A 12,159-nucleotide genomic window follows, 5' to 3' on the forward strand; every position below is an offset into this window, starting at 1 on the left:
TGCGGATGATCGGCCCCGTCGACGCACCCCGGGGAGCGTCACGAGCCGCCGCCGACCTTCCGGCTCCCGATGGCGGCGAGGATGGCCTCCGGGTCATACACGCAGCCCCCCCAGGTTCCCCCGCCGAGGGACTGGAGCGCGGCCCAGAGGTGGGTGTCGTCGGGCAGATCGGGATCGGGGGAGAGGTCGGGGTGGGGCGATCGCTCCACCAGGATTTCTGCACCGCGTTCGGGCCCGAACTCGTCCGACCCGACGCCGACCAGGTCGACCCGGCCGGTCAGGCGATTGCGATCGACCTCGATCCGGATCAGGTCGCCGTCCCGGACCCGGCCGATGGGGCCGCCCGCCAGGGCTTCCGGCCCCACGTGACCGAGGCACGCACCGGTCGAGACGCCCGAGAAGCGGGCGTCGGTGATCACGGCCACATGCTTGCCGAAGGGGAGGTGTTTCAGGGCGGAGGTGATCTGATAGGTCTCCTCCATGCCGGCCCCCATCGGCCCTCGGCCCATGAGCACGATGATCTCGCCGGCGGCGATGGGAGCCTGCCCCCCCTGCCCCTTGATCGCGGCGACGGCGTCGCGTTCCCGGGTGAAGACGCGAGCCGGTCCGACCTTGCGGTAGACCCCGTCGGCATCGACCACGGAGGGATCGATCGCCGTGCTCTTGACCACCGAGCCGAGCGGCGCGAGGTTGCCGATCGGGAAGGTGACGGTGCTGGTCAGGCCGCGTTCCCGGGCCCGGTCGGGGCTCATGATCACGTCGTCGGGATCGACCCCGTCGAGCCGATGCAGGGTCTCGCGGAGGCGGGCCCGACGTTCGGAGCCGCGCCACCAGTCGAGCACCCGGCCCAACGACTCGCCGGAGACGGTGAGGACGGTATCATCGATCAATCCCAGGTCGCGGAGGTGGAGCATGACCTCGGGCACCCCTCCCGCCAGGAAGGCGCGGACGGTCGGGTGGTCGTCGGGGCCGTTGGGCAGGACGTTCACGAGCCGGGGGACGCGACGATTCACGTCTTGCCAGTCGTCGACGGTCGGGCGTCGGAGTCCGGCCGAGAATGCGATGGCGGGGATGTGCAGCAGGAGGTTCGTCGAGCCGCCGAACGCGGCATGCACGACCATCGCGTTGCGGACGGCGGCATCGGTCAGGATGTCGGACAGAGGCACCCCCCGGTTGGCCATCGCGGCGGCGGCTCGGGCGGACCGGCGGGCCATGTCCTCCCAGATCGGCTGACCGGAGGGGGCGAGGGCGGCGTGGGGGACGGTCATGCCCAGGGCCTCGGCCACAACCTGGGTGGTGGCGGCCGTCCCCAGGAACTGGCAGCCGCCGCCGGGAGTGGCGCAAGCCCGGCACCCGAGGTCGGCGGCCTCGGCCAGGCTGAGTTCCCCGTGGACGTAGCGGACGCCGATGGTCTGGATCTTGCCGGCGTCCTCGCCTCGGGCCGGGGGCAGGGTCACGCCGCCGGGGACGAAGACGCAGGGGATCTGCTTCGAGCCGGCCAGGGCCATGAGCATGGCCGGAGCCCCCTTGTCGCAGGTCGCGACGCCGATGACCCCCCGACGGCGCGGGAGGGAGCGGATGAGACGTCGCATGACGATGGCGGCGTCGTTGCGGTAGGGGAGGCTGTCCATCATCCCGGTCGTCCCCTGCGATCGACCGTCGCAGGGGTCGGTGACGGCCCCGGCGAACGGCAAGGCGCCGAGGGAACGCAGCTCGTCGGCCGCGGCGCGGACGAGCAGCCCGATTTCCCAGTGCCCGGTGTGGTAGCCCAGCGCGACCGGCCGCCCCTGGTCGTCGCGGAGGCCGCCCTGGGTGCTGAGGATCAGGAACGGGTCGTCGGCGGCCGTGGCCGGGTCCCAGCCCATGCCCGTATTCTGCGAGAGGCCGAACAGGTCGCCCGAGGGCCAGGAGCGGAGCATCTCGTCCGTCAAGGGGAGCGATCCCGCCGGCCCGTCGGCGCGGGTCTGGACGTCGAGGCAATCGCCGGGGGCGTCAACGATCTCTGGGAAGGTGAAGGAGCGGGTCCGGTCCATGGTCTTCGGAACCTCGGGCGAGGGGCGGCCAGTCAGCGACCGGTCGGCATGCAGTCCTTGATGACGATCGCCCCATCGTAACCCGTCGGCCCGGGGATCGCACGGGCTTGGCACGCAAGATGCTCAAGTAGCGGAATGTCACGCTCGCAGGGCATACGGTCCGAGGGCAACGCGGCCCCGGAGGCTCCGACCCGCGAGGAAATCCAAACGAGGTGAGTCATGGATATGATTGGATCGGTCATCGGCTGGATTGTGTTCGGTCTCGTGGTGGGGTTGCTGGCCCGCCTGCTGCACCCGGGCAAGGACGAGATGGGGCTGCCGGCGACCATCCTCCTGGGGGTGGCCGGGTCGTTGCTGGGCGGCGGATTCTGGTATCTCCTGCAGGGGGGAGGCGACGGCTTCAGCCCGGGAGGCTTCTTCTCGGCCCTGATTTTTTCGATCGTCTTGCTGGCGGTCGGGCTGTTCGCGAATGACTCTCGGAAGCGGAAACTCCGGGGTTGATCGCAGCCTCGCCGCGGATCGGGGACGGCCGGGGGTCGGTCTGCTCGCGAAGTCACTTCCACCACGAGGCAATGATGGCGACCACGAAACCGACCCGAGTCCGGGCGGAACGGATTCCCTCCGAGGCGAACGCCGACGACCTCCTGCTCGACCGGCTCGCCTGGTTCATGGATGCGAATTTCCGGATCCCGGGGACCAAGATCCGGTTCGGGGCCGATCAGCTCGTCGGGTTGATCCCGGGGGTCGGCGACGTGACCGGCGGCGCCGTCCAGGCGGCCCTGATCCTGATGGCGATCTACTATTACAAGCTGCCGAAGTCGGTGATCGTCCGGATGGTCATGAACTCGGTGCTCGATACGACCGTGGGGGCCGTTCCCGTCCTCGGCGACCTGTTCGACGTGGCCTTCAAGGCGAACATGCGTAACGTGAGGCTGCTCCGCGAGGCCAACGCGAAGCAAAGGGGCGCGACCGGCACCCCTTTCCGTTGAGCCGATCGCGCGGCGAAGAAATCGTCGCCCGGCCCCGGGGTTCAGGACAGTTCCTGGATGGCGTGGCCAGAGTCCACCAGTCGGATCGGCTGGCCGTCTGGGGTTTCGAAGCGGTGCTCGGGGTTGATCCCGAGGGCGGTGAAGACGGTCGCGGCCAGGTCGCTCGGTGAGACCGGGCGATCGACCGGCTGGTCTCCGTGGGCGTCGGTCGCGCCGAGGACGAGGCCGGCGGGAATCCCGCCGCCCGCGAGGAGCAGGCTGTTGGCCCGGCCGTGGTGGTCGCGACCGCCGGCGTCGTTGATCCGCGGGGTGCGGCCGAACTCGCCCATCATGAGGACGAGCGTCTCGTCGAGCAACCCGCGCTCGTGGAGGTCGGCGATGAGGGCCGACACGCCCCGGTCGATCGGCGGGGCGAGGGTGTCGCGAAGCATCGGGAAATTGTCGAGGTGCGTATCCCAGCCGACCGGCCCCGCCCCCTGGTCGTTGACGGTGACGAAGGAGACCCCGGCCTCGACCAGGCGCCGGGCGAGCAGGAGTGACTGGCCGAGCTGGGTGCGGCCGTAGCGCTCGCGAACCGGCTGAGGCTCGTCCCCGATCCGGAAGGCCTCCTGGGCGGCGCCGGAGGTGAGCAGGTCGAACGCCTGGTCGGCGAAGGAGTCTCGGCTGGTGGTCAAGGGCGTATCGATGACGGCGTCGGCGGCGAACCGGTCGAGCGTGGCGACCATCGATCGTCGGCGACGGAGGCGATCGAGCGTGAGGCGGTCGGGCGGCGTGAGGTCGCGGACGCGGAAGCCGTCCTGGTTGGGGTCGCCCCCGACGGCGAAGGGGTCGTATGCAGGGGTGAGGTAGCCGCTCGAGGCAAAGAGCGGTGCCGACGGGATGGCCGTGTGGGGCGGGAGGGTGCTGGCGTCGAACCCCCGGACCTTGGACACGACGCTGCCCATGCTCGGATAGACGAGGGCCGGGCTGGGTCGATAGCCGGTCAGGAGGTGGTGCGAGGCGCGGTCGTGCTCGGCCTCGGGAGAGGTCATGCTGCGGATGAGGGTCACGCGGTCGAGGACCCGGGCGAGCTCGGGGAAGATCTCGCTGATCCGGACCCCCGGGACGGAGGTCTCGATGGGATCGAACTCGCCGCGGAATTCGCCCGGGGCGTCGGGCTTGGGGTCGAACGTGTCGATGTGGCTCGGGCCGCCGGAGAGCCAGATCAGGATGCAGGACTTCGCCCGGGGCGTGCCGTCGAGGGTCGGCCGCGTCCCGTAAGCGTTCTGGCGGGCGGAGAGGGAGCGGAGGCGGAGGACGTCATCGAGGGCCAGGCCGAATGCGCCGAGCACCCCGGCCCGGAGCACTGCTCGGCGGGAGGGTCCGGGGCAGGAGCGGGACGGAGGGGTTGATCGCATGGCAAGGTCCCTTGTTCGATGGGGTCATTCGCCGTCCGCGACGGTCGGAGGGCGGGCCGGCCGATCAGTGATTGAACGCGAACTCTCGGGAGTTGAGCAAGGCCCAGAACAGGTCCTCGGAGGCGTCCCGGACCGAGTCGGCCTCGTCCAGCAGGGCGGACCAGTGCTCGGATTCCTCGGCCGAGGGCTTGCGGCAGAGGGTACGCAGGTACAGATTCTCGACGATCTCGGCGTGGCTCGGTTCGAGTTCGAGGAGGCCGGAGAGGTAGCCGTCGAATCGGCCGATGCGGTCGTCGATTGCGTTCCCACCGACGAGGAGGAGTGCCTGCCGGAGGCTCAGGGTCGGGGTCGCCACGGTCGAGCAGCCGGCCACCCGGGGGCAGCGGCCGAAGGTATCCAGGAGGACGCTGGGGATGGCCGGGTCGCTCACCTGGACGGCCTTGCTCGACCGCAAGGTCCCCTGGCTGCCCCGGCCGAGGTTGAAGAGGAGTTCGGTGTCGGTGGCCTGGGCCAGGGCGTCGGCCATCTGGTGCGCGGTCAGCGGACGCGGGGCCTGGTGAGAGAAGAGCCGGGTGTCTCCCTCGTTGCCCGGGATGGGGCGGGACGACAACCCGTACGCCTCCGAGGTGGCGATGGTCCGGATCAGGTGACGCAGGTCGAAGCCGTGGGAGACGAAGTCGTCGGCCAGGGCGTCGAGCAGCTCGGGATGGACGGGGGGATTGGAGTCGCTCAGGTCGTCGCTCGGGTCGGCCAGGCCCCGGCCGAAGAATTGCGCCCAGGCCCAGTTGGCCGCGGTCCGGGCGAAATAAGGATTCTCGGGCGCGACGATCCAGTCGGCGAGGACGGTGCGGGGGTCGATCTCGGCGTCGACCGAGGCGACCTCGCCGCCCGGGAGGGTCGGGACCGCGGGCTCTCCGGTGCGGAGGTGGGCGATCGTCCCCTCCGGGTTCACCCGGACGTCACCGGGCGCCATCATCCCATCCCCACCGGGGATTGCGCGGCCGACCTTGGCGAAGAAGGCGGCGAGGCCGTAGTAGTCGTCCTGGGTCCAGCGATCGAACGGATGATCGTGACACTGGGCGCAGCGGAAACGGAGCCCGAGGAACCGCTGGGCGGTCAATTCGGCCTGCTCGCGGGCGTCCTGCCCTTCGAGGGCGTAGTTGACCGGCCCGCCGTCGAGGGCATTCGGATTCCCGAGGGCCGTGAGCAGGGTGTGGACGAATTCGTCCCAGGGGGTGTTGGATGCGACCTGTTCCTTGACCCAGTCGTTGTAGCGATAGACGCCGTCGCCGAAGCGGGCCTGGCTGATCTGGAGCAGGTCGCCGAGCTTCAGGTGCCAGAAATCGACGAAAAGGGGGTCGGCCATCAGGCGATCGACGAGCTTGACGCGGCGGTCGGGGTCCGGGTCGTCGAGGAAGGCGCGGACCTGGTCGGGGCGCGGCTGCTGCCCGGTCAGGTCGAGCGAGACGCGGCGGAGGAAGGCGGCGTCGTCGGCCGGAGGGCTGGGGGGGACATTGAGCGCCTCGAGCCTGGCGAAGAGGTGTTCGTCGATCAGGTTGCGGCGAGGGATCGCCGTGAAGTCGAACTCGAGCCCCGGATTCATCCGGGTGCCGATCCGGGTCGAGATGACCGAGGTCCGGTAGCGGACGATCAGATCCGTCTCCGCGCGGCGAAGCAAGGTGACCAGGCCGCGATCGTCGACCGTCGCGGTCGCATCGTCGCGGACCTCGAAGCGGGAGAGGCGAGTCACATCGCGTTGCTGGCCGTCGGCGAACCGGGCGACGACCCGGACCTGGTGCGTGCCGGGTTCGGCCAGCCGGAGGTCGCCCGGGACGACCTCGACGGCGACGAGCTGGCCGTGGTCGGCGCCCCGATGCTCGGGGGCGCCGGCGCCGATCCACTCGCGGACGGTCCGATGGGCCTCGGAATTCGAGGGGAGCGCCGGCCCTCCGCCGTGGGGGATTCGGCCCAGCCCCTTCAGGAGCATGAGGCTCGAATCCGGGTCGGTCAGGGACAGGCGACGCCCGCCGGCGGCTCGCGTGAGGGATCGATAGTCGGCGGCCGGGTCGTATCCGAACAGGGAAAGATGGAAGCCGTTCTGGCCATCGGCCTTGCCGTGACAACTGCCGCCGTTGCAGCCGAATCGGGTGAAGATCGGGACGATGTCCGTCGCGAAATCCCAGGGGCGCTCGGCGGATCGCTCGACGACGACCTCGGCGGAGACCGAATCGCCGTCCTCGAAGATGGCCGTCACGGTCTCGGTGCCCCCCTGCCCTCCTTCGTTCGGGACGAGGTAGCCGGACGGCTCCAGTCGGACCCGATCGTCGGAGGAGGTGCGCCAGGCGACGGCTTCCCGGGTCACGTCGCGTCGCGTGCCGTCGGGGTTCATCCGGGTCACCAGGACCTGCACCCCGGTCGCATCGGCCGGCAGGATCACCGAGGAGGGCTCGAGCACCAGGGTCGGTCGACGAGGAGCCTCGGCCGGCTCCGAGGCGGGGGCGAGATCTGAATTGGGTTCGTTTGGCGCCGGGGGTGCTGGGCGATCCGCGAGCGAATCGGCACCGGGCCCCTCGGCGGGCCGGCCTGAACCCCCACCGCATCCGGAGGCGAGGAGCACCCCGGGGAGGAGCAGCAGCCAGGACAGGCGCACCATGCGAGAAGGCATTCGACTGGTCTCCTCTCCTGACCTGCCGATCATGACCGACCGACTGGCGAGACGGCAGGACGCTCGATCCGAAGTTCTGAACGACTCGAACGCCGAGAGATTCGTTCGTTCAATCCTAATCTTCTCGGCGATTCGGGAAAAGAAAAATCTGACAAGCGTCGGAGGAAGTGCGGCCCGGACGCTTCGGCGTGGTGAATAGCACTCGATTCGCGAGTCCGCACGCGCGGACGGTTGACGAGCGATACCGACAGGGTATGATCTCACAGACATTTCAGTCCAGACCGAAATGGATGAAGCTCTCGTGGAACTGACACCGGCGGCCTTGAAATTCGTGTTGCACTGGGGAGAGATGGGCCAGGCGTGGGGGATCAACCGCACGATGGCGCAGGTGCATGCCCTCCTGTTCATCTCGCCCGAGGCGTTGGATGCGGCGGCGATCAGCACCTTGCTCGGCGTGAGCCGGTCGAACGTCTCGACGAGCCTCAGGGAGCTGATCACCTGGGGAGTCGTGCGGCGGGTGCATGTGATCGGGTGCCGCTGCGACCGGTTCGAGGCCCTGAAGGACGTGTTCGAGACGTTCCGGGTCATCATGGCGGAGCGGAAGCGTCGGGAGATGGATCCGACGATCGCGCTGCTGGAACATTGTGTCGACGAGGCCAAGGCTGCCGGGCCGGACGAGGCCTATACCCGGGAACAGCTTGAGAAGATGCTTGAATTCACGCGGATGGTGACCCTGTTCTACAGCCACATCGACCGCTTGCCGACCCCTGCCCTCCAGGCCCTGTTCAAGGGGGGAGCGACTCTCTCCCGGCTGTTCGGACCCAGCCGGAACGGCCCGGACGCCGGATCGGGTCGGGCGTCGATCCCGGTCGGGTCTTCGGCCACCTCCGATTCCGAGTGATTCCTTGCAGGTGAGGGCGGGACACGGGGCACGAGGCGGGGATCAGAAGGGGACAGAGCCTCCGGCGCCGGAAGGGGTCCCGGGCCGAGCGGGTGGGGAGTCCGGCGCGGCATTCTGCCCTGTCGACGACGAGCCGGCCGCCCGGGAGGCCGGGGCGGGCGGCGGGGTCGTCTCGGTCGAGCGGACCAGGGGGCTCGCGGCGGGGGCGACGGCGGATCCGTCGGGAGCCTGCGATCGCTGATAGGCGTCCAGGAACGCCTGGTACGCCTCGTCGTCGAGATAGCGTTCGATCAAGGCACGCGTCTCGGCCAGCTCGGCCTGGGCGGTCCGGGTGAGGATGGGGACCCCGCGCTCCGCCTGCGTCAACTGCGCGGTCTCGGAGAGCCGGGCGAGGCGTTCTTCGAAGTCGCGACGGGGGGGAAGCTGCTCGTACTCGTCGAGCAGGCGCTTAACCTCATCCCAGGCCTCGCCGGTGGCCCGGGCGTCGAGCCGGGCCTCCAGCACCCCGCGCCGGGCGATCAGGTCGACGATTTCATCCTGGAGGGCTTTCAGGCGGAATTCGAGGGCGACGGCTTCGGGACGGGGTTCGACCGGGATCTCTCGTTCCTCGGGGGTTTCGCCCGGCAGGACCGGGAACTCGCGGAGCGGTTCGACCCCGGCGGCGAGCAGGCGGAGCATGACGAGCTTGTCGGAGAACTTCGGCGGCAGGGTGATGCGCCCTTCGCGGTCCGTCGTGCCGACCTCGGACGCGACCCGATCGCGCAGGCCGCGAGCGGTCAGGACATACCCGGCGGCGGGGAGCTGCTGGTCTCCTTCCCCGGACACGAACCGGAATCGGGTCGGGACATCCGCGGGATTGAGCCCGAGCGCGACGAGTCGGTAGCGGCCGGCGACCTGTTTGGGCAGGGGTTGCCTCAGGCCGCTGACGATCTGGCACCGGGCGAGGGAGCCCTCGACCTCGTCGACATGGAGATAGGTGAAGGGGATGGACCGGATTTCCCGGATCGTCTCGTTCGGCCCGAGGAAGATCCAGTAAGGGCGGAAGACCAGGCCCGGTTCGGCCACGCGTCCGAGCCGATCCGGGGTCGGCAGGGCTGCCCCCTGCACCCGCAGCTCGGCCCCCGGATCGGATCGGACGACCTCGGCGACGGGCGCGAAGACGCGACGCGTCAGCTCGAACAGGGAGCGAGCCGCATCCTTCGGGAAGGGGGCCGGCTGGCGATAGAGCGGCCCGAGCTGCCGGACCGTGGCGTCGTATTCTCGACCGACGAGGGTCAATCCCCCCCCCGTCGGCGCCGGCTCGACCCGGAGGAACCACCCTTTCTCGACCCCGTCGACCAGCGGGCCGACCAGCTCCGGCTCGAGCTGCTGGGGCGACCGGCCGCGCAAGGGGCCTTCGTCGGGTTGGATCTCGATCTGCCAGGGGGACCCGACGAAGCGTTGAGCGAGGGTCAGCCACCGATCGACGAGGGCCCGGGTCGAGCCCTGGCCGAGCCGGGCGGCGGGGTCGACGGAGAACCAGACGCGGATGGAGTACGGCCGACGCTCGATCTCGGCCGAGGCGGCCGGCTCGGCCGACGCCGACGCGTCCTGGCCCGAAGCGTCGCCGACCGCGAACCAGCCGCCCAGTCCGAGCAAAAGAGGGACGATCGTGCCCCTTCGCGCGAGGGGGAAAAGCCGCATCATGGGGTCTCTCGGGAGAACCAAGGGTCGATCGTCCACGACTCAATCCCCTCGTACAACTCGCCAGCCTCGGCCGGGGGGCCGTTCAAGCGGGCCCGCCAGGCGAAGTGCCCTTGCAATTGCCAGAGGGGGAGGATCGGAAGTTCGTCGCGCGTCTCGCGGTCGATGGCCAGGAGCTGCTCGCGGGCCGACGGGAGATCCTGCACCTGTTCCAGCTGGAGCAAGAGCTGCAAGATCCGGGCGCTGGCCAACGCCCCGAGGCCATCGGCCTGGGGAGGGGCGGAATAGCCGGGACAGAGGATCGGCCCGATCTCGAGGACCGGGTCGGTGATCGGGGCGACGCGATAGGCGAGGTCGAATCGGAGCCCCTGGCGCAGGTCCCGTTCCAGGTCGGATTGAGGCCGCTCGACCGGCTTGAGCACCACGCCAGCGTCGGCGCAGGCCTCGACCAGTTTGGAGGCGACCGCCCGGGCGGACGGGATGGATGGATAGGAAAACGTCAATTCGATGACGTCGATCCCCATCTCCTGCTTGGCGGCCCTCACGAGCATCTTGGCCAGCAGCGGGTCGTGGGTCAGCGGGGGGACCTCGGGGTCGTCGGCCGCCGAGCCGGCGGGGAATGGGCCGTCGCTGGGGATCGTCGAGTCGTTGAGCGGGGCGCGGAGGATGCCTTCCTGGAGCAGTTCCTTGCGGTTGATCGCGAAGCTCAGGCCGCGGCGGAGCGATCGGTTGCGGAGCACCGGGTTGCGGCCATCGATCGCGATCCAGTGCATCCGGGGTGCCCGGTACCGGCCGACCTGGATGTCGGGATCATCCTCAAGTAGGCGAAGCTGGTCGAGGGGGACCGCTTCGAGCAGCGAGACCTCGCCGCGTCGCAGGGCGGCCACGGCGTCGGCGGGGGTCTCATAGCGGCGTTCGTTGATCCGGGCAAGCGTCGGGGTCCCCTCATCGACCTGATCGGCGCGGTCGATCCGGGCGGATGACTGCGAGAGGGGGCCGAGCGTGAACGGGCCGCTCCCGATCGGCCTGGGGCCGGAAGGGGTCCAGACGAGGCCGTCTCGGCCTGCATGGGCGGGCCCGACCGGCAGGAGGAGCCACGCCGCGGGATCGAGCGGGGTGCGCCTGAGCGTGACTTCGAGCGTCGTCTCGTCGATGGGCCTGACGCGCGTCAGCAGATTCGACCACCGGGCATCGTAGCCGATCGTGCTGGGCAAGGCGCGATCGGTCAGGGTCCGGGCCACGTCGATGGCATTCACCGACCGAGAGCCGTCGTTCCAGGAGATCCCCTCCTTGATCCGCAATTCGAGTCGACGGCCGATGTCTCCGACCGTCAACTCGGCGGCGATTTGGCCGGGGAGTTCGCCGCGCGTGGCCTGCTCCGACGACTCCGCGAGCAGGGGACGGTAGAGCAAGTTCATGACCCGGGCGTCGGCCGGGCATTCGAGGAACGGCCCGGGGCGTCGGGGAACGTCGAGCACGGCGACGTCGAGGACGGGCGCCTCCAGGAAGGCTTCCCGATACCGCTCGGCGATCGCGTCGTCGTTGGGCCAGACGCGGAGGGCGTCGGCAAGCCGCTCGACCCGGTCGGGGCCGCTGAGGCGTTCGGCCTCGTCTGCCCGACGCTGGGCGAGCGAGATGAGGCGTTGCCGCATGCGGTCGACCTCGGGGGCGTCCGGGGTTAGGCCCCTGAGCTCCTCGAGCACGCGACGGGCCAGGGCATACGACCCCTGTTCGATGGCCGATTCGATGCGTCCGGCGTACCCCTTGGCGAGCAGGGGCTTGAGGTTCGGGGTGTCTGGGGCCCGCTCGTACAGCTGCCCGAGCAGCCGGAGTCCGTCGTCGACCTGGCCGCGGTCGAGGGCATGCTGGCCTTCGAGGAAGATGATGCGATCGGCGGTCTCCCGGAGCCCTTTCCAGTTGGGATCGCGCGATCGGACGGCCAGGACCAGCTCGAAGGCCCGGTCGAAGTCGTTGGACTGGGCGCGGCGGAGGGCCTCGGCCAGGAGGATGTCGTCGAAGTAGTCGGCCGACCGGATGGAGGTGATCTTGACGTAGTAGTCCCTCGGCTCGTCTTCCTGGGTCCGGATGACGATGGCATTGTCGCTCGGGTCGCGGTTCAGCTCGGGGGCCTTGCTGACGAGCAGTCCGCCCACGCGCTCGAATCGGGGGGATTCCTTCGCTTCGGCCGCTCGGATCGCCTCCTTGTCCGGCAGCGGACGCGGGCTGACGGGGTCGACGAACAGCACGGTGCCGTCGATCAGCGTGAGCCGGTCGAAGGGGGGATCGCGCAGGAGGTCGCGATTTGCGGGAATCGAGACGTCGGGCAGTTGGGTGCCCCTCAGCTCGGCACCGAGTCCCGCCAGGACGACACTCCCGAACGTGACCAGCAAGGACATGGTCCGGGCCGAGCGTCGAGGGCTTCGCATGAGGGTCCGATCCATTGAGGTGACTCGGAACGAGACGGAGGGGGGACAGGACGCCCCCTGAGATC

8 protein-coding genes are annotated in these 12,159 nt (G+C 69.8%); 3 read left to right on the forward strand and 5 right to left on the reverse strand.

All coding sequences use genetic code 11. The features are described 5' to 3' along the window. Window positions 1-38: 38 nt before the first annotated feature. Window positions 39-2,033: a YjhG/YagF family D-xylonate dehydratase gene (locus AB1L88_RS04265; RefSeq protein WP_367095389.1), complete on the reverse strand. Its 1,995-nt coding sequence runs from the start codon at window positions 2,031-2,033 to the stop codon at window positions 39-41. A gap of 219 nt (window positions 2,034-2,252) precedes the next feature. On the opposite strand from AB1L88_RS04265, the gene AB1L88_RS04270 reads away from it, so the two are divergent. Further along, window positions 2,253-2,534: a GlsB/YeaQ/YmgE family stress response membrane protein gene (locus AB1L88_RS04270; protein ID WP_367095390.1), complete on the forward strand. Its 282-nt coding sequence runs from the start codon at window positions 2,253-2,255 to the stop codon at window positions 2,532-2,534. A gap of 74 nt (window positions 2,535-2,608) precedes the next feature. Continuing rightward, window positions 2,609-3,022: a DUF4112 domain-containing protein gene (locus AB1L88_RS04275; protein ID WP_367095391.1), complete on the forward strand. Its 414-nt coding sequence runs from the start codon at window positions 2,609-2,611 to the stop codon at window positions 3,020-3,022. A 41-nt stretch (window positions 3,023-3,063) separates the two neighbouring features. On the opposite strand, the gene AB1L88_RS04280 is transcribed toward AB1L88_RS04275, so the two are convergent. Then, on the reverse strand, window positions 3,064-4,419 hold the full coding sequence (locus AB1L88_RS04280) for a DUF1501 domain-containing protein (RefSeq protein WP_367095392.1): 1,356 nt from the start codon (window positions 4,417-4,419) through the stop codon (window positions 3,064-3,066). A gap of 64 nt (window positions 4,420-4,483) precedes the next feature. Further along, on the reverse strand, window positions 4,484-6,874 hold the full coding sequence (locus AB1L88_RS04285; RefSeq protein WP_367095393.1) for a DUF1549 and DUF1553 domain-containing protein: 2,391 nt from the start codon (window positions 6,872-6,874) through the stop codon (window positions 4,484-4,486). 511 nt (window positions 6,875-7,385) lie between these two features. Here AB1L88_RS04285 and AB1L88_RS04290 point away from each other — a divergent pair. Beyond that, window positions 7,386-7,985 carry a MarR family transcriptional regulator gene (locus AB1L88_RS04290; protein WP_367095394.1) on the forward strand — a complete coding sequence of 200 codons (600 nt, stop codon included), beginning with the start codon at window positions 7,386-7,388 and terminating at the stop codon, window positions 7,983-7,985. A gap of 42 nt (window positions 7,986-8,027) precedes the next feature. Here AB1L88_RS04290 and AB1L88_RS04295 read toward each other — a convergent pair whose 3' ends face one another. Together AB1L88_RS04295 and AB1L88_RS04300 are read right to left on the reverse strand one after the other, a co-directional pair. Continuing rightward, on the reverse strand, window positions 8,028-9,623 hold the full coding sequence (locus tag AB1L88_RS04295) for a hypothetical protein (RefSeq protein ID WP_367095395.1): 1,596 nt from the start codon (window positions 9,621-9,623) through the stop codon (window positions 8,028-8,030). Between the two features lie 44 nt (window positions 9,624-9,667). Then, window positions 9,668-12,094, reverse strand: coding sequence for an ABC transporter substrate-binding protein (locus AB1L88_RS04300; protein WP_367095396.1), 2,427 nt, complete (start codon window positions 12,092-12,094; stop codon window positions 9,668-9,670). Window positions 12,095-12,159 lie beyond the last annotated feature (65 nt).

This window comes from Tautonia sp. JC769 (genome assembly GCF_040717455.1).
Lineage (GTDB): Bacteria > Planctomycetota > Planctomycetia > Isosphaerales > Isosphaeraceae > Tautonia.

Bases quoted from the DNA above. Each gene is read 5' to 3' on its own strand.
- AB1L88_RS04275 (WP_367095391.1), top strand. From the start codon at position 2,609: ATGGCGACCACGAAACCGACCCGAGTCCGGGCGGAACGGATTCCCTCC.
- AB1L88_RS04280 (WP_367095392.1), bottom strand. From the start codon at position 4,419: ATGCGATCAACCCCTCCGTCCCGCTCCTGCCCCGGACCCTCCCGCCGA.
- AB1L88_RS04265 (WP_367095389.1), bottom strand. From the start codon at position 2,033: ATGGACCGGACCCGCTCCTTCACCTTCCCAGAGATCGTTGACGCCCCC.
- AB1L88_RS04270 (WP_367095390.1), top strand. From the start codon at position 2,253: ATGGATATGATTGGATCGGTCATCGGCTGGATTGTGTTCGGTCTCGTG.
- AB1L88_RS04300 (WP_367095396.1), bottom strand. From the start codon at position 12,094: ATGCGAAGCCCTCGACGCTCGGCCCGGACCATGTCCTTGCTGGTCACG.